Here is a 17,112-nt window from a genome sequence, read left to right on the forward strand (position 1 = left end):
GGAACCCGTGACCGAACATGGCATGGTCTTCATGGACAGCCCCGGCTACGACCCGGTCTCGGCCACGGGGCAGGTGGCCTCGGGCGCGAACCTGATCTGCTTCACCACCGGGCGCGGCTCGGCCTTCGGCTGCGTGCCGGCGCCCTCGCTGAAATTCTCGACCAATACCGCGACATGGAAGCGGCAGCAGGACGACATGGACCTGAATTGCGGTGGCATCATCGAGGGGGAGGCCACGATCGAGGAACTGGGCGAGGTCATCTTCCAGATGATGATCGACTGCGCCTCGGGCAAGAAATCGAAAAGCGAGGAGCTGGGCTATGGCCAGGACGAATTCGTGCCCTGGCAGATCGGCGTCGTGACCTGAAGGCCGCTTACGCCGGGGCGGTCGATCCGCGGATGACCAATTCTCCCGTCAGGATCACCGTGCGATAGGGTTGGGGGGGCGTGGCGATGCGCCCGCGCAGCATCTGCATCGCCTCGCGCCCGAAGGCATCGACCGGCTGGCGGATCACGGTAATCCCCGGCTCGACCAGCGAGGTCCAGGCCTCGTCGTCGAAACCCGCCAGCGCCATGTCCCGCGGGATCGCAAGGCCCCGGTCGCGGCAGAGCCGCAGCGCCGCGCCGACGAAGAGCCCGTTCGACAGGATCAGCGCCTCGGGCGCTTCCTCGTCCAGCAGGCGTTCCAGCGCCTCGCGCCCGCCCTCGGGATTGGGCGGGGCGGTCCGGGCCATGGGGGCAAGGCCAAGCTCGGCCATCCGTGCCTCATAGGCCACGCGCCGCTCGCTCCCCGTGCCGGAGGTCGCGCCGAACAGGCCAGCGATGCGCCGCCGCCCGCCCTCGACAAGGTGATCGACCAAAAGGCGCATGGCCCCGGCATTGTCCAGCACCACGGCATCGCGCGGCCCGCCGTTCAGGCTGCGATCCACCAGCACCGTCGGCACCGGGAAATCCGCCAGCGCCCGCCCGGCAAGAAAGCGGGTCGGCGCAAGGATCAGCCCCGCCGCGCGCTCCTCGGCCATCAGATCCAGATACATCTGCTCGCGCGCGGGGTCTTCGTCGGTATTGCACAGGAAAACCCGCATCCCGGCGCGATAGGCCTCGTCCTCGACCGCGCGGGAAAGCTGGGTGAAGAACGGATTGCGGATATCGGCGACCACCAGCCCGATCGTCATTGATCGCTGCGAGCGCAGGCGGCGCGCGGACAGGTTTGGCCGATAGCCGGTCTGGGCCACCGCCGCCTCGACCTTGCGGCGCACCTCGGCGCTGACTGGGCCTTTTCCCAGGGCGCGGGACACTGTCGAAGGCGCCACACCCGCCGCGCGGGCCACGTCCTTGATGCCGATGCTCATGATTTTGTGGAAACGTTGCTGGTTCAGAAAGCCCGGATCATCGCGGCAATTTGCTGCAAAGGCAAGGTTATTCTCTGTCCTGCGAAACGACTGGGCGGGATACGATGAAAATATTGTGGAAACGTTTCCACATCTGCGCTAGGAATCGGCGAAATGCGAAGATGGGAGGGAACGGCGTGAGTGTTGCAGCAGGTCTTCTGCCCGGAGAGCTGGTCCGCCTCGATGCGCGGGTGACGGACAAGGCCGATGCGATCCGGCAGCTTTCGGCCCTGCTGGTGTCGGGCGGTTTCGTGCGCGCGGGCTTCGATGCCAGCATGGAACGGCGCGAAGCGGCCTCGAACACCTATCTGGGCAAGGGCATCGCGATCCCGCATGGCATGGTCGAGGATCGCGACATGATCCTGCGCGACGGGATCGCCGTCCTCCAGGTTCGCGACGGCGTGGCATGGAATGCCGACCAGCGCGCGACGCTGGTTGTGGCCATCGCCGCCCGCTCGGACGCGCATATCGGCATCCTGCGCCGCCTGACCCGGCTGATGCAGGACGAGGGGCGGTTGGCCGTGCTCTCAACCACGGACGATCCCGCTACGATCGTCTCGGCCCTGAGCGGCGAGGAAGCGGTTGCCGCCGAGGCCGCGCCGCAGGGGGATTTCGCGCAATCCTTCGCATGGGTCTGCGACTATCCGAACGGTCTCCACGCCCGCCCCGCGACCGAATGGGCCGAGACGGCGCGCCGCTTTGCCGCCCGTATCCGGCTGAGGAAGGGGGATGAGGTCGCCGACGCCCGCAACATGATCTCGATCCTGCAACTCGGCATTCAGCAGGGCGAGGCGGTGACGATCTCGGCCGAAGGGGCCGATGCTGCCGATGCGCTCTCGACGCTGCGGGTGGTGATGACCGGCCTTGCCGCGCGCGAAAAGGCCGAGGCCGCGAAGGCCGAAGAAAAGCGCCGCGCCGCCCACGCAGGCGGTGGCTGGCTGCCGCAGGGCGAGGGGGCCGATGCGGTCGAGGGGGTCGCGGCCTCGCCCGGCCTTGCCATCGGCGTGCTGCACCGGATGGAGGCGGAACCGGTCACGATCCCCGACGAGGCGGCCCCGCTTTCCGAATCCGCCGACCGCCTGCATGAGGCGCTGGCCCGCGCGCAGGACCAGCTTCGCGCGCTGGCCGATGACACCGCCCGTCGTCTGGGCGAGGCCGATGCGGGGATCTTCCGCGCGCAATCGGCGCTGCTCGACGATCCGCAACTGATCACGCTCGCCTCGCAAAAGCTGGTCGAGGGGCATGGCCTTGCCTGGTCCTGGCATCAGGCGGTGGCCGAGACGGCCGATCAGCTTCAGAAGGTCGGGAATGCCGTGCTGGCCGGGCGCGCCGTCGATCTGCGCGATGTCGGGCAGCGGGTGCTGGCGCTGATCGACCCTGCGCTTGCGAAACCCGCCCCGGCCGAGATGCCCATGGGCGCGATCCTGATTGCCGATGACCTGACCCCGACCGATACCGCTGGGCTCGATGCCGGGCGGGTCGCGGGGCTGGTGACGGCTCAGGGCGGTCCGACCTCGCATACCGCGATCCTGGCCCGGACGCTGGGTCTGCCCGCCGTGGTGGGCGCAGGTGCCGCACTGTCGCGACTGGCCGATGGGGCGCAGGCGATCATCGACGGCAATGCGGGGCGGCTTTATCTCAACCCGGACGCGGCCGACCTCGCCTCGGCTCGGGACTGGATCGCGGGCGAGGAGGCGAAGCGCGCCCATGCGGCCGAGGCCCGCGCCCTGCCGGCCCGCACCCGCGACGGGCATGAGGTCGCGATCGGCGCGAATATCAACCTGGCCGAGCAGGCGGCTTTCGCCATCGAGCAGGGGGCCGAGGGCGTCGGGCTGATGCGGACCGAGTTCCTGTTCCTCGAACGCGGCGACAGCCCCAGCGAGGAGGACCAGTATCGCGCCTATGCCGACATGGCCCGCGCGATGGGTGACCGGCCGCTGGTGATCCGCGCGCTGGATATCGGCGGCGACAAGCAGGTGAGCTATCTTGACCTCCCGCGCGAGGAGAACCCGTTCCTTGGCGTGCGCGGCGCGCGGCTTTTGCTGCGCCGGGCCGAATTGCTGGTGCCGCAGCTTCGCGCGCTTTACCGCGCGGCGCGGGACGGGGCGCGGATCTCGGTCATGTTCCCGATGATCACCTCGGTCGAGGAGTTGCTGCGCCTGCGCGCGACCTGCGGGCAGATCCGGCAGGAACTCGACGCGCCCGAGATCCCGCTTGGCATCATGATCGAGGTGCCCTCGGCGGCGCTGCTTGCCGACCGGCTGGCGCCCCATGCCGATTTCTTCTCGATCGGGACGAATGACCTGACGCAATACACGTTGGCGATCGACCGCCAGAACCCGGTCCTCGCGCCCGAGGCGGACAGCCTGCACCCGGCGGTGCTGAAGCTGATCGACCTGACCGTGCGGGGCGCGCGCCCGCATGGGCGCTGGGTCGGGGTCTGCGGCGGCATCGCGGGCGATCCCTTTGGCGCGGCGCTGCTGACCGGGCTTGGCGTCGATGAGCTGTCGATGACCCCGCGCGACATTCCGGCCGTCAAGGAACGCATCCGCCAGTCGGATCTGGCGGGTTTGCAAGCGCTTGCCGGTCGCGCGCTGGAGGCGGTCGATGCCGCCGCCGTCCGGGCGCTTGCCGAAACGCAGGACCAGGAGGAGGTCGCATGATGATCCGTACCCTCGCGCTCAACCCCGCGATCGACCAGACCGTCCGGCTTGACCGCCTAGTGCCGGGAGAGGTGCTGCGCGCCGATGCAAGCCGCCTCGATCCCGGCGGCAAGGCGGTCAATGTCGCCTCCTGCCTTGCAGATTGGGGGATGAAGGTGGTGGTGACCGGCCTTCTGGGCCGCGACAATGCCGCGGCCTTCGAGCAGCTTTTTGCCGCCAAGGGCATTGCCGACCACATGATCCGCGTCGCCGGCGCGACGCGCACCAATATCAAGCTGCTTGAGGCGGATGGCCGCACCACCGATGTGAATCTGCCGGGCTTCACCGGCGGGGCGGCGGATATCAAGGCGGTCTCGAACCAGCTTGTCCATGCCGGGGCGGGCGACCTTGTCGTCATCTCGGGCAGCCAGCCGCCGGGACTGCCCGAGGATCTGAGCGAATGCATGGTGGCCGATCTGGCGCGGCGCGGCGTGCGCGTGATCCTCGATGTCAGCGGCGCGCCGTTGGCCCGCGCGCTGGCCGCCCCGCGCGAGGCGCTGCCCTATGCCATCAAGCCGAACCGGCACGAGCTTGAGGTGGCGCTTGGCCGTCCGCTCTCGGACCCCGCGGCGCTGGTCGGCGCGGGCGGCGAGTTGATGGCGCGGGGTATCCAGCTGGTCGTCGTCTCGCTTGGGACCGAGGGGGCGCTTTTCCTCTCGGCCGAGGGCGGGGTGATCGCGCGGCCGCCGGACCTGTCGCGCGGCAGCACGGTCGGGGCAGGGGATGCGATGGTCGCGGGGATCACCGCTGCGCTGGCCGAGGGGCTTTCGCTGCCCGCGCTGGCCCGGCAGGCGACCGCATTCGCCGCCGGCAAGCTCAGGAATGCCGGCCCGCATCTGCCCCCCGTGGCCGAGGTGCGTGCCATCGCCGCCGCGGTCCGGCTGAGCGGGATCGGACAGGGATGATTGCCGGGCGCGCGCCGTCCCGGACGTGAAGGAGACAGGATGGATCAGACCTTTGCCATTATCGGCGCAAGCGAGATGGGCCCCCATGCGATCCTTGCCCGCGAGGCGCTGAAGAAGGCCGCCCGGTCGCTGGGCCGCGGGATCGAGGTCGAGCTGCGCACGCCCGAGGGCGTCACCGACCCGCTGGACCCGGAGGCGCTTGGGCGCGCCGGACGCCTGCTGCTGGTCGGTGACGTCCCCGACGATACCGCCCTTGCCGGGCATGACCCGCTGCGCGTCAGCATCGCCGAGGTGCTGACCGACCCCGAAGGCGTGCTGTCGCGCGAGGTGCCCGCAGCACCCGCCGGGCAGGCGGTCCTGAAGATCGTCGCCATCACCTCCTGCCCGACCGGCATCGCCCATACCTTCATGGCAGCCGAGGGGTTGCAGGAGGGGGCGAAGTCGCTGGGCTACCAGATCCGGGTCGAGACGCAGGGCTCGGTCGGGGCGCAGGACGCGCTGACGCCCGAGGAGATCGCCGCCGCCGATCTGGTGGTGATCGCTGCCGACCGGCAGGTCGAGCTGTCGCGCTTTGCGGGGAAGCGCGTCTTTCAGTCGGCGACCAAGCCCGCGATCAATGATGGCGCGGCGCTGATCCGCAAGGCACTGGCCGAGGCCACCCTTCAGGGCGGCGGCGCGGGCGTGGCGACCGAGGCCCCTGCGCAGAGGACCGGGTTCTACAAGCACCTGATGACCGGCGTGAGCTTCATGCTGCCCTTTGTCGTCGCGGGCGGGTTGCTCATTGCGATCGCCTTCGCCTTGGGCGGGATCTATGTCTATGAGGACCAATATGCCGGGACGCTGGGCCATACGCTGTTCCAGATCGGCTCGAAGGGCGCCTTCACGCTGATGGTCCCGGCGCTGGCCGGATATATTGCCTATTCCATCGCCGACCGGCCCGGCATCGCGCCCGGCATGACCGGAGGCGTCATCGCAGGAACCATCGGCGCGGGCTTCCTTGGCGGGATCCTTGCCGGTTTCATCGCGGGCTACGCTGTCATGGCCTTGAACCGCGCGATCCCGCTGCCCCGGACGCTGCAGGGGTTGAAGCCGGTGCTGATCCTGCCGCTGCTCGGGACGGCGGCGACCGGCCTTCTGATGTATTACGTCGTCGGCGGCCCGACTGCGCAGGTGCTGGCCGCGATGACGGCGTGGCTGCAGGGGATGCAGGGCGCCTCGGCGCTGATCCTCGGCCTGATCCTCGGGGGCATGATGGCGGTGGACATGGGCGGGCCGGTCAACAAGGCGGCCTATGTCTTTGGCACCACGCTCATCGCCTCGAACGTGACCCAGCCGATGGCGGCGGTGATGTGCGCGGGCATGACGCCCCCGCTGGCGCTGGCGGTGGCGAGCCGCATCTTCCCCTCGCGCTTCACGCTGGAGGAACGCGAGGCGGGGAACGCTGCCTTCGTCCTTGGCCTTGCCTTCGTGACCGAGGGGGCGATCCCCTTCGCCGCGCGCGATCCCCTGCGGGTGATCCCGTCGCTGATCGCGGGGTCTGCGGTCGCGGGCGCGATCTGCATGGTGCTGGGGGTCGAGCTGAAGGTGCCCCATGGCGGCGTCTTCGTGCTGCCGATCCCGAACGCGGTGGTGAACCTGCCGGGCTTTATCATCGCCATGCTGGCCGGGACCGCCGTTTCGGTCGCAGCGCTCGGTCTGGTCAAGAAGCGCATCACCGCGCCGACAGCCGTGCTTGCCTGAGCCGATCGTATCAGGAAAGTGACAGGAAGCCGTCCTGGAAAAAGGGCGGCTTTTCCTTTGCTTGCGCGGATTTCGGGGAATTGCGAGGTTGCCTCTGAGACCATCCTCAGGGAACAATCATGCTTCGTGTCGTCCTGCTTGCACTTTCTACCCTGCTCGCCGTTCCGGCTGTTGCCGAGCAGGCCGCTTTCTCGGGTATGCCCGCCCCGAAGAACCAGAAGGAATGGCATCGCGCGGTCAAGGTCCGGCTGAATGCCAACGGGACCGGCCGCTGGCTGGCGCAGGGGCCTGAACGGCTCGGAGCAGGAAAGCGCACGGCGTTGCTGGGCTTTACCATCAATCCTGATGGCAACATCACCAGTGCCAAGGTCGTCGCGGCCAGCAAGGCCATCCCGCCCGAAGCTCAGGCCCGTATCGCGAAGTCGGTAGAGGCCATGCCCCGGATGCCCGCCTTTACGCCTGACATGCCCCCGACGCCCCGGTTGGTGATAGTTCCCCTGCGGATCAACTAGTCCAGCGCATGGAAAAGGCCGCGGCCCTTGCGGGTCGCGGCCTCTCCCGGGTGGGCAGCGGGGAGGAGCTGCCCGTGGGTCGCGCCGATGATCAGTCGGCGCTGGCCTCGCCCAGACGCAGCCCGGCGGGTGCCGGCTCAAGCACGGTGACGGGACGGACATGGCCCTCGGCCTCGCCGGCAAGCGCGCGGTCCAGCGCCTCGCGGTCCAGCGCGCCTTCCCAACGGCTGACGACGATGGTGGCGACGGCATTGCCGATGAAGTTGGTGATCGAGCGGCATTCCGACATGAAGCGGTCGACGCCAAGGATCAGCGCCATCCCGGCGACCGGCACCGTCGGCACCACCGACAGCGTCGCGGCCAGTGTGATGAAGCCCGCCCCGGTGACGCCCGCCGCGCCTTTCGACGACAGCATCGCCACCGCCAGCAGCAGAAGCTGCTGCGAGATGGTCAGGTCGGTATTCGTCGCCTGCGCGATGAACAGCGCCGCCAGCGTCATGTAGATATTGGTGCCGTCAAGGTTGAAGGAATAGCCCGTCGGCACGACCAGCCCCACGACCGAGCGGCGGCAGCCCGCCTTCTCCATCTTCTCCATCAGCGCGGGCAGGGCGGATTCGGACGAGGAGGTGCCCAGGACCAGCAGGATCTCGGCCTTGAGGTAAGCGATCAGGCGCAGGATCGAGAAACCGTTCGCCATGCAGACCGCGCCGAGGACCACGATCACGAACAGCGCCGAGGTCAGGTAGAAGGTGCCGACCAGCGTGGCGAGGTTCACGACCGAGGCGATGCCGTATTTCCCGATGGTGAAGGCGAAGGCGCCGAAGGCACCGATCGGGGCCGCTTTCATCAGGATGTCGACGACGCGAAAGACGACATGGCTCAGCGTCTCGAAGAGCGAGACGACGGGCTTCGCCCTCTCGCCGACGAGGATCATGCCGATGCCGAACAGGATCGCGACGAACAGCACCTGAAGGATGTTGCCCTCGACAAAGGCCGAGGCGAGCGTCGTCGGGATGATGTCCATGACGAAGCCGGTCAGCGAGGTCTCATGCGCCTTCTCGGCATAGGTGCTGACCTTGCTGGCGTCGAGCGAGGCGGGGTCGATGTTCATGCCCGCGCCGGGCTGGATGACATTCGCGGTGATCAGGCCGACGACCAGCGCCAGCGTCGAGAAGGTCAGGAAATAGGCGAAGGCCTTGCCGACGACCGAGCCGACGCCCTTCAGCGTGCCCATGCCGGCAAGCCCGGTCACGATGGTCAGGAAGATGACCGGCGCGATGATCATCTTGACGAGCTTGATGAACGCATCGCCAAGCGGCTTCAGCGCCTCGCCGGTCTGCGGATAGAAATGCCCGATCAACGCACCGGCGATGATCGCGATCAGCACCTGTGCGTAGAGGTGGCGATAGAAAGGACGGGATGCGTGGGGGGTCGGCTGCGCCGACATGTCGATTTGCATTGAGGCCTCCTCCAACCTGCGATGTCATGTTGTGACGGTTTTTTTATCTGCCCCCGGAGTGGCGGCCAAACGCTGGGTGCATGGCTGCAATGCGCTGATTTCATGTGGTTTTGATGCTGGGCGGCAGCAGATTTTGTGCGGTTTTCCACACGCCAAGAACGTGCTAGTGTGATTTTTCACACAAAGGCGGCGAAAGGGAATCATGGCGCAGGACCAAGGCGGGCAGGGCGCGGTCGCGCGTTCGGGGCGGATGCTCTGGCCATTGCTGGGCGTGGCGCTGGCCGTCCTTGCCTTGCTTGCGGCGGGGTTTCACATCGGCCAGCGCAATGCTCTGGCCGATCTGCGCATGACGCAAGAGGTCGAGTTGAACTCGCGCGTGCAGGCGCTGGAAAGCGTGCTGCTGCGCCAGCGGGCGGTGGCGACGGTCCTTTCCGATGACGCGATGATCCGGCAGGCGCTTCTCAGCCCCGATCCGGGCGACAGGCTGGCCGCCTCGCAGAAGCTGGACCGGCTGCGGGACGAGACCGACAGCGCCGTCATCTATCTGCTCGACCGGCAGGGGACGGCCATCGCCGCCTCGAACTGGGACGAGCCGGACAGTTTCGTCGGGCAGGATTACAGCTTCCGCGACTATTTCAGCGAGGCCATCCTGCAAGGCGAGGCGACGCAATTCGCGCTGGGAACCGTCAGCAACCGCCCCGGCCTCTACCTCTCGCATGACGTGAGGAGCGCGCCGGGCGGCGGTGGCGAGGGTCTGGGCGTCGTGGTGGTCAAGGTCGAGTTCGACCCGCTCGAGCGGAACTGGGCCGGGGATGCCGCGCTGACCTATGTGACCGATGCCGCCGGGCAGGTGATCCTGTCGGGCAATCCGGCGCTGCGCTTTGGCCTCGCCCCGCCGGTTCCCGACGCCGTGCTGGCACGGGCCGCGGTGCCGGGCACCGACTGGACGATGACGATTGCCAGCTCGGCCCGCCCGGCGCGCCATGCGGCACTGCTGACCCTGGGAACGGTCGGCTTCGGGCTGGCGCTGCTGTCGGTGCCGGCGCTGCTGCTTTTGCGCCAGCGTCGACGCGCGGCCCGCGAGGCCGAGGCGGCCCGCCGCTACCGCGCCGATCTGGAACGCGCGGTCGAGGAGCGCACCCGCGCCCTCTCGGACGAGATGCGCGAGCGGCAGGCGACCGAAAAGCGCCTCTCGCGCCTGCAGGACGAGATGGTTCAGGCCAACAAGCTGGCGGCTTTGGGTCAGATCACCGCCGGCGTCGCGCATGAGGTGAACCAGCCCCTCGCCACCATCCGCCTGCTGGCCGAGAACGGGGCGGCGATGCTGCCGGCGGGTCAGGCCCCCGATGTGGCGGCGAACCTCTCGGGCATCGCGCGGATGGCCGACCGGATCGGGCGCATCACCGACCAGTTGCGCGGCTTCGCCCGCAAGGCGACGGGCGCGGTCGGGCCGGTCTCGCTGCGCGAGGCGGTCGATGTCGCGCTGCTTTTGACCGAGGCCCCGCGCGCCGCGCAAGGAATCCGGCTGGAGGCGCCGCAGATCGGCCCCGGGATCCGCGTCATGGCCGAGGCGGTGCGGCTTGAGCAGATCCTCGTCAACCTGCTGCAAAACGCGCAGGAGGCGCTGGCGGGATGCCCCGACCCCTTGATCCGCATTGGTATCGAGACCGGAGACGTCGTGCGCATCACCGTCGCCGATAACGGCCCCGGCCTCTCGCCCGAGGCGCTGGCCCAGCTTTTCATCCCCTTCGCGACCAGCAAGCCCAGCGGAATGGGCTTGGGACTGGTCATCTCGCAAGAGATCGCGCGGGATTTCGGCGGCTCGCTTGCTGCCGCCTCGCCACAGCCGGCGCGGGGTGCCAGCTTCGTTCTTGAACTGCGGGGGGGCGCATGATGGAAAGTGATCGCCTTGTCCGGCTGGTCGATGATGACGCGGACCTGCTGGCGGCATTGGGCCAGTCCCTGCGTCTGGCCGGCTTCACGGTCGAGCCTTTCACCTCGGGCGCCGCGGCGTTGGAGGGGCTTTCTCCCGACTATCCTGGCGTGATCCTTAGCGATGTGCGGATGCCCGGCATGGACGGGCTGGAGCTGTTCGGCCGCCTGAACGAGATGGACCCGGAACTGCCGGTGATCCTGCTGACCGGGCATGGCGACGTGCCGATGGCGGTCGCGGCGCTGAAGCGCGGCGCCTATGACTTCCTGACCAAGCCCGTGGGCGCCGACCAGCTTGCCGCCGCGCTGGCGCGCGCCTGCCAGTCCCGCGCGCTGGTGATCGAGAACCGGGCGCTGCGCCAGCAACACCAGCAGGCGCGGGCTGAGGAAACGCGGCTGATCGGGCAAAGCCCCTTCATGGCGCATCTGCGCGACAATATCGAACGCCTCGCCTCGGCCGGGGGCGATCTGCTGCTGGTGGGGCCAAGCGGGTCGGGCAAGGAAACCGTCGCCCGCGCCATCCATCGTCAGGGCCCGCGCCGGTCGCGCGCCTTTGTCCATGTCGCCTGCGCGACGCTGGACGAGGCGCGGTTCGATGCCGAATATCTCGGCCTCGATCCCTCGGGGCCGATGGGCCGCAGCGCCGGGCGGTTGCTGGCGGCGCATCGCGGCACGCTGTATCTGGACGAGGTGGATGCCCTTTCGCCCGCGCTGCAAGCCCGCCTCATGGCGCTGATCGAGGCGGGGGAGATCTGGCCCCCCGGCACCGCCGCCCCGCGTCCCTTGGACCTGCGCGTCATCGCCTCGTCCCGGGGTGATCTGGAGGGGCGGATGCGCAAGGGTCTGTTCCGGGGCGACCTTTATTACCGGCTGTCGGGCGTCGTTCTGACGCTGCCGCCGCTGGCCGAGCGGCGCGAGGACATCCCGGACCTCTTCCGGCATTTCTTGCTTGAGGCCTGCGCGCGGCTCGACATTGCGCCCCCGCCGGTCACGCCATCGACGCTGGCGCGGCTTGCCGCACATGACTGGCCCGGAAACCTGCGCGAGCTTCGCCGCTTTGCCGAGGCCCATGCTCTGGGCCTTTCCCCCTTTGCGGGGCAGGCCGCCGCCGATCCCGATGAGGGGCTGGCCGCCATGGTCGCGGATTACGAGGCCGGGCTGATCCGCGAGGCGCTGCGCCATGTCGGGGGCAGCGCCAGCCGCGCCATGACGCGGCTGCGGCTGCCGCGCAAGACATTCTACGACAAGCTGGCGCGCCACGGCATCAAGCCCGCCGATTTTCGCGGCAATGGGGCGGGAACCGGCGCAGGATAGGGCCAGCCGCGCAGGCTTCCGACCGGCAGGCTTTTGCTTTTCCCGCAGCTATCGCTTGGCCGTAGGGCCGGCGCGCGATATGACGGCAGCCTGAAAGAATGGAGCCCGGACATGGACGCGACCGACCGTATTGCGCGCAGGATTGCCAGTGAAATCAATGCGACGCCCCAGCAGGTCACGGCGGCGACCGACCTTCTGGACGGGGGCGCGACCGTGCCCTTCGTCGCGCGCTACCGCAAGGAGGTGACGGGCGGCCTCGACGATACGCAACTGCGGACGCTGGCGGAACGGCTGGCCTATCTGCGCGAGCTTGAGGCGCGGCGGAAGGCGATCCTCGAATCGATCGCGGGGCAGGGGAAACTGACCGACGACCTCGCCCGCGCGGTTGCCGGGGCCGAGACCAAGGCGACGCTCGAGGACATTTACCTGCCCTTCAAGCCCAAGCGCCGCACCAAGGCGATGATCGCGCGGGAAAACGGGCTGGAGCCGCTTCTGCGCGCCATTCAGGACAACCGCGCCGCCGATCCCGAGGCGCTGGCGGCGGGCTACCTGACCGAGAACGTCGCCGACCTGAAAGCCGCGCTGGACGGCGCGCGCGACATTCTGGTCGAGGAACTGTCCGAGAATGCCGACCTGCTGGGCCGGTTGCGCCAGTTCATGCAGACGGATGGCCGCATCTCGGCCAAGGTCGTCGCGGGCAAGGAGCAGGAAGGCGCGAAGTTCAGCGACTATTTCGACCATGCCGAGAAATGGTCCGCGATCCCCGGCCACCGGGCGCTGGCGATCCTGCGCGCCGCCAAGGAGGAGGTGCTGACCATCGAGATCGCCCCCGAAGGCGATGACGGCACCGCCCGCGCCGAGGGCATCGTCGCCCTGGCGCTGGGGCGGTTGGGCGACGCGCCGGGCGACAAATGGCTGCGAAAGGTCGCGGGCTGGACTTGGCGGGTGCGCCTGTCGAATACGATGTATGTCGACCTCTTGACCGAATTGCGCCAACGCGCCCATGCCGAGGCGATCCGGGTCTTTGCCCGCAACCTCAAGGATCTGCTGCTGGCCTCGCCCGCCGGTCCGCGCCCGACCATCGGGCTTGATCCGGGCATCCGCACCGGCGTGAAGCTCGCCGCTGTCGATGCGACCGGCAAGGTGGTCGAGACCGCGACGCTTTACCCCTTCCAGCCCAAGAACGACCTGCGCGGGGCGGAAGCCGCGCTTGCCGCTGCCATCCTGCGCCACAAGATCGAGCTGATCGCGATCGGCAACGGCACCGCCAGCCGCGAGACCGAGCGTATGGTCGCCGATGTGCTGAAACGCCTGCCCGCAGGCGTGAAGGCCCCGGTCAAGGTCATCGTCAGCGAGGCGGGGGCTTCGGTCTATTCCGCCTCCGAACTCGCCGCGAAGGAGTTTCCCGACCTTGACGTGAGCTTGCGCGGCGCGGTCTCGATCGCGCGGCGCTTGCAGGATCCGCTGGCCGAACTGGTCAAGGTGCCGCCGGAATCGATCGGCGTCGGCCAGTATCAGCATGACGTGGACCAGCGCCAACTGGCGAAGACCCTGGAGGCCGTGGTCGAGGATGCGGTGAACGCGGTCGGGGTCGATCTGAACACCGCCTCCGCGCCGCTCCTCGCCCATGTCGCGGGTCTGGGGCCGTCGCTGGCGCAGAACATCGTGACCCATCGCGACGCGACCGGGGCCTTCGCCTCGCGCGCGGCCCTGAAGAAGGTCGCGGGCCTCGGCCCCCGCGCTTTCGAGCAATGCGCGGGCTTCCTGCGCATCCGCGACGGGAAAGAGCCGCTCGACGCCTCCTCGGTCCACCCCGAGGCTTACGGCGTCGCGCGGAAGATCGTTGCCGCCTGTGGCCGCGACATCCGCCAGATCATGGGCGATGCCGCCGCGCTGAAGGGCGTCCGGGCAGAGGCTTTCGTGGACGAGAATTTCGGCCTGCCGACGATCCGCGACATCCTGTCCGAGCTGGAAAAGCCCGGCCGCGACCCGCGCCCCAGCTTCGTCACCGCGAGCTTTGCCGAGGGGGTCGAGGAGATCAAGGATCTGAAACCCGGCATGTCGCTGGAAGGCACCGTCACCAATGTCGCGGCCTTCGGCGCCTTCGTCGATATCGGCGTGCATCAGGACGGGCTGGTCCATATCAGCCAGCTTGCCGACCGCTTCGTGAAAGACCCGAACGAGGTGGTGAAAGTGGGCGACGTGGTCCGCGTCCGCGTGACCGAGGTTGATGCGCCCAGAAAGCGCATCGGCCTGACCATGCGCAAGGATGGCGGCGCCTCGGCCCGCGACAGCCAGGCCGCCGAACGCGGGCCGAAATCCCAGCCGGCGCGCGGCCCGAAAACCGCGAAACCGGCCCCGAAGGACGAGCCGGGCGCCCTTGGCGCGGCCCTCCTCAACGCGCTCCGCAAGGGCTGAGGGGGCATGTCCCCGCGCCGCCTGCGGCCCCTCGACGGGGCGCGGGCGGCGCTGCCCTTGGCCTAGAGCGTCAGCAGCGCGGCGCGGAAACCGGGATCCGACAGGACGACCTCCTTCGCGCCCAGTTCCGCCGCCCGGGCCAGCGCGCGCGATGTCTGGGCCTGCGCGAAATCGACCGCCGAGGAGAGGTCGCGACCCCGTCCCAGCGCGGCGGTGATCAGCCCCGCGAACAGATCGCCCGTCCCGGCCAGCGCCACCGGCAGATGCGGCACCGGGTGGCGGCTGAGGCCCTCTGGCCCGATCACGACGCTTTCGAGCATCCCTTCCGGCGTCTCGCGAAGGCGGCAGCCGGTCGCGATCAGGCTGGCGCCGGGTGCCATCCCCAGCGCCCTTGCCGCGCGGGGCAGGTCGTCGAGGCAGGCGATGGGCTCTCCGGTCAGATAGGCGATCTCGAACGGATTGGGCGAGGCCAGATCGGCCAGCGGCAGCAGGCGGTCGCGATGGATCGCGGCAATGCTCTCGGGGACGTAAAGCCCCGGCGCGTCATCCCCCATCACCGGGTCGCAGTAATAGACCAGCGCCGGATTGGCCGCCTTGGCGCGCGCCACGAAATTCGCGACCATCCCCGCCACCTCGATCGAGCCGATATAGCCGCTGACAAGGAAGGCCGCGCGCCCGGGCAGGCCACGTTCCCAGACACCCTCGAGCAGGTCGGCGAAGAAATCCGCGGGCATCGCCCGGCCGCGCAGCGTCGGGTAATCGGGCGTGTTCGAGAACACCACCGTCGGCACCTGCGCAACCTCCAGCCCCACGGCGAGCATCGGAAACACCGCGGCGGAATTGCCGACATGGCCCATGACCACCTGGCTCTGGATCGAGATGACCAGCGGCGGCCTCATGCCCCTCCCTCCAACTGGCCGTTCAGACGGCCATTCAAACGGGGCGACCAATCCTCGACCCGGCCGCTTTCCAGCCGCCGGACCGCGTATTTCCGCCAGCCCTCGGCCAGCAGGTCCAGCGCCGCGATACCCTGCAATTCCTGCCTGTTCAGGCGGTCGACATAAAGCGCGTGCCACAGGCGGCACAATGTCCATTCCTGCGCAAGCCGGTCAACCAGCGTCATCGCGTCTCCGGACGCAACCACGCCGGGTTCCAGCACGCGGTAATACCAGCCGGTCCGGCCACTCTCCTGCACCCGCCGCGCCATGTCCGCGACCCCGAAACGCTGCGAGAGCTTCCAGCAGGGCTGCCGCCCCTGACTGACCTGCACCAATGCCCCACCCAGCCGGAAAATGTCGCCGACCGCCACCGTCGCCTCGGTCAGCCCAAGGGTCGAGACGTTCTCGCCAAAGGCCCCCGGCGCCTCCAGCAGCGCGAGCGCCCCCAGATCCGCCCGCCATTCGGGATAATGATCGCGGGGATAGTGATGGACGGCCTTCTCGACCCCGCCATGCACCCGCCGGTCGGCCTGCTCGTCGCCCGCGAACCCGGTCGGACCCAGGTGCAAGGGGTGGTCGACCGGGCGCTTCGCAATGCCGCTCAGCCGGTCGCTGCCGGGCAGGGGGGCGACAGGCCCGGTCAGAAGGGTGATGGCGGTCATGGCGAACTCCGGCTTTGCGGGCCAGACTAGCCCTTCGCAAGGGCGCGGCAAGGGGCGGAAAAAGGAAACGCCCGCCGATGGAGGGCGGGCGTCATCCTCGCGGGATCAGAAATCCCAGTCTTCATCCTCGGTCGCGACGGCCTTCCCGATCACATAGGACGAGCCAGAGCCGCTGAAGAAGTCGTGGTTCTCGCTGTCCGGGGACAGCGCCGCCATGATCGCCGGGTTGACCTCGCACGCGGCGGGCGGGAACAGCGCCTCATAGCCTAGGTTCTGCAGCGCCTTGTTGGCATTGTAATGCAGGAAGGCCTTCACATCCTCGGTCAGCCCGATCCCGTCATAAAGCTCGGCGGTGTATTTCTGCTCGATATCGTAAAGATCGAAGATCAGCGAGAAGGCGAAATCCTTCAGCTCCTGCTGCCTTTCCGCCGAAAGCTTGCTGGCCGCGCGCTGGAACTTGTAGCCGATGTAATAGCCATGCACGGCCTCGTCGCGGATGATCAGGCGGATCAGGTCGGCGGTATTGGTCAGCTTCGCCCGGCTCGACCAGTACATCGGCAGGTAGAAGCCCGAATAGAACAGGAAGCTCTCCAGGAAGACCGAAGCGATCTTGCGCTTCAGCGGGTCCGATCCGGCCTTGTATTCCTCAAGGATCAGCCGCGCCTTGGCCTGCAGATGCGGGTTCTCCTCGGACCAGCGGAAGGCCTCGTCGACCTCCTTGGTCAGGCACAAAGTCGAGAAGATCGAGGAATAGCTCCGCGCATGGACCGCCTCCATGAAGGCGATGTTCGACAGCACCGCCTCTTCATGCGGCGTCTGGGCGTCGGGCATCATCGAAGGCGCGCCGACGGTGTTCTGCACGGTGTCGAGCAGGGTAAGCCCGGTAAAGACCCGGATCGTCAGCTCCCGCTCGGCCGGGCGCAGCGTCGCCCAGCTCTGCACGTCATTCGACAGCGGCACCTTCTCGGGCAGCCAGAAGTTCACCGTCAGCCGGTTCCAGACCTCCAGGTCCTTCTCGTCGTCCAGCCGGTTCCAGTTGATGGCCTTCAGCGCCGGCCGCGTGGCGATATGGTCTTTCATCGAAAAACCCCTTTCATCGTTTTCTAAATACCCTACGGGGGTCCGGGGGTGTAAAACCC

General features: G+C 68.4%; 12 protein-coding genes and 1 pseudogene. 8 read left to right on the forward strand and 5 right to left on the reverse strand.

Annotated elements, in window-relative coordinates:
- A pseudogene (locus VNQ78_RS11235) lies at window positions 1-367 on the forward strand (altronate dehydratase); the annotation flags it as partial.
- Window positions 368-374: 7 nt separating this feature from the next.
- On the opposite strand, the gene VNQ78_RS11240 reads toward VNQ78_RS11235, so the two are convergent.
- Window positions 375-1,352: a LacI family DNA-binding transcriptional regulator gene (locus VNQ78_RS11240; protein ID WP_325689697.1), complete on the reverse strand. Its 978-nt coding sequence runs from the start codon at window positions 1,350-1,352 to the stop codon at window positions 375-377.
- 176 nt (window positions 1,353-1,528) lie between these two features.
- On the opposite strand from VNQ78_RS11240, the gene ptsP reads away from it, so the two are divergent.
- The 4 genes from ptsP (at window position 1,529) to VNQ78_RS11260 (ending at window position 7,250) form a co-directional block, all read left to right on the forward strand.
- Complete coding sequence (ptsP, locus tag VNQ78_RS11245; RefSeq protein WP_325689699.1) at window positions 1,529-4,054, forward strand: phosphoenolpyruvate--protein phosphotransferase; 2,526 nt, start codon at window positions 1,529-1,531, stop codon at window positions 4,052-4,054.
- Entirely contained in the window at window positions 4,054-4,998 is a 945-nt protein-coding gene (locus tag VNQ78_RS11250; protein WP_325689701.1) for a 1-phosphofructokinase family hexose kinase, read from the forward strand. The genes ptsP and VNQ78_RS11250 overlap by 1 nt, the downstream gene beginning before the upstream one ends.
- Before the next feature lie 39 nt (window positions 4,999-5,037).
- Complete coding sequence (locus tag VNQ78_RS11255; RefSeq protein WP_325689702.1) at window positions 5,038-6,738, forward strand: fructose-specific PTS transporter subunit EIIC; 1,701 nt, start codon at window positions 5,038-5,040, stop codon at window positions 6,736-6,738.
- 119 nt (window positions 6,739-6,857) lie between these two features.
- A complete protein-coding gene (locus tag VNQ78_RS11260; RefSeq protein ID WP_325689704.1) occupies window positions 6,858-7,250 on the forward strand; it encodes a hypothetical protein in 393 nt (130 codons plus the stop codon).
- Between the two features lie 91 nt (window positions 7,251-7,341).
- Here the strand turns inward: VNQ78_RS11260 and VNQ78_RS11265 are convergent, their stop codons facing one another.
- Window positions 7,342-8,709, reverse strand: a complete 1,368-nt coding sequence (locus VNQ78_RS11265) for a dicarboxylate/amino acid:cation symporter (protein ID WP_325689706.1) — start codon at window positions 8,707-8,709, stop codon at window positions 7,342-7,344.
- 202 nt (window positions 8,710-8,911) lie between these two features.
- Here VNQ78_RS11265 and VNQ78_RS11270 point away from each other — a divergent pair, with 202 nt between their 5' ends.
- The 3 genes from VNQ78_RS11270 to VNQ78_RS11280 all read left to right on the forward strand — a co-directional run bounded on the left by VNQ78_RS11270 (window position 8,912) and on the right by VNQ78_RS11280 (window position 14,373).
- On the forward strand, window positions 8,912-10,603 hold the full coding sequence (locus VNQ78_RS11270) for a sensor histidine kinase (protein ID WP_325689708.1): 1,692 nt from the start codon (window positions 8,912-8,914) through the stop codon (window positions 10,601-10,603).
- The gene (locus VNQ78_RS11275) at window positions 10,600-11,955 is read left to right on the forward strand and encodes a sigma-54 dependent transcriptional regulator (RefSeq protein ID WP_325689710.1); all 1,356 of its coding nucleotides are present in this window, start codon (window positions 10,600-10,602) and stop codon (window positions 11,953-11,955) included. Before VNQ78_RS11270 ends, VNQ78_RS11275 begins: the two co-directional genes overlap by 4 nt.
- A gap of 111 nt (window positions 11,956-12,066) precedes the next feature.
- On the forward strand, window positions 12,067-14,373 hold the full coding sequence (locus tag VNQ78_RS11280) for a Tex family protein (protein WP_325689712.1): 2,307 nt from the start codon (window positions 12,067-12,069) through the stop codon (window positions 14,371-14,373).
- A gap of 62 nt (window positions 14,374-14,435) precedes the next feature.
- Here the strand turns inward: VNQ78_RS11280 and pdxY are convergent, their stop codons facing one another.
- The 3 genes from pdxY to nrdF all read right to left on the reverse strand — a co-directional run bounded on the left by pdxY (window position 14,436) and on the right by nrdF (window position 17,053).
- Window positions 14,436-15,272 (reverse strand): pyridoxal kinase, encoded by an 837-nt coding sequence (gene pdxY / locus VNQ78_RS11285; protein WP_325689714.1) that lies wholly within the window; start codon window positions 15,270-15,272, stop codon window positions 14,436-14,438.
- Entirely contained in the window at window positions 15,269-15,973 is a 705-nt protein-coding gene (locus VNQ78_RS11290; RefSeq protein WP_325689716.1) for an MOSC domain-containing protein, read from the reverse strand. Before VNQ78_RS11290 ends, pdxY begins: the two co-directional genes overlap by 4 nt.
- Before the next feature lie 105 nt (window positions 15,974-16,078).
- Complete coding sequence (gene nrdF, locus VNQ78_RS11295) at window positions 16,079-17,053, reverse strand: class 1b ribonucleoside-diphosphate reductase subunit beta (RefSeq protein ID WP_325689718.1); 975 nt, start codon at window positions 17,051-17,053, stop codon at window positions 16,079-16,081.
- Window positions 17,054-17,112 lie beyond the last annotated feature (59 nt).

Source organism: Paracoccus sp. (in: a-proteobacteria), from assembly GCF_035556475.1.
Classification (GTDB): Bacteria; Pseudomonadota; Alphaproteobacteria; order Rhodobacterales; family Rhodobacteraceae; genus Paracoccus.

Bases quoted from the DNA above. Each gene is read 5' to 3' on its own strand.
- VNQ78_RS11240 (WP_325689697.1), bottom strand. From the start codon at position 1,352: ATGAGCATCGGCATCAAGGACGTGGCCCGCGCGGCGGGTGTGGCGCCT.
- VNQ78_RS11250 (WP_325689701.1), top strand. From the start codon at position 4,054: ATGATCCGTACCCTCGCGCTCAACCCCGCGATCGACCAGACCGTCCGG.
- VNQ78_RS11255 (WP_325689702.1), top strand. From the start codon at position 5,038: ATGGATCAGACCTTTGCCATTATCGGCGCAAGCGAGATGGGCCCCCAT.
- VNQ78_RS11260 (WP_325689704.1), top strand. From the start codon at position 6,858: ATGCTTCGTGTCGTCCTGCTTGCACTTTCTACCCTGCTCGCCGTTCCG.
- VNQ78_RS11265 (WP_325689706.1), bottom strand. From the start codon at position 8,709: ATGCAAATCGACATGTCGGCGCAGCCGACCCCCCACGCATCCCGTCCT.
- VNQ78_RS11270 (WP_325689708.1), top strand. From the start codon at position 8,912: ATGGCGCAGGACCAAGGCGGGCAGGGCGCGGTCGCGCGTTCGGGGCGG.
- VNQ78_RS11275 (WP_325689710.1), top strand. From the start codon at position 10,600: ATGATGGAAAGTGATCGCCTTGTCCGGCTGGTCGATGATGACGCGGAC.
- VNQ78_RS11280 (WP_325689712.1), top strand. From the start codon at position 12,067: ATGGACGCGACCGACCGTATTGCGCGCAGGATTGCCAGTGAAATCAAT.
- pdxY (WP_325689714.1), bottom strand. From the start codon at position 15,272: ATGAGGCCGCCGCTGGTCATCTCGATCCAGAGCCAGGTGGTCATGGGC.
- VNQ78_RS11290 (WP_325689716.1), bottom strand. From the start codon at position 15,973: ATGACCGCCATCACCCTTCTGACCGGGCCTGTCGCCCCCCTGCCCGGC.
- nrdF (WP_325689718.1), bottom strand. From the start codon at position 17,053: ATGAAAGACCATATCGCCACGCGGCCGGCGCTGAAGGCCATCAACTGG.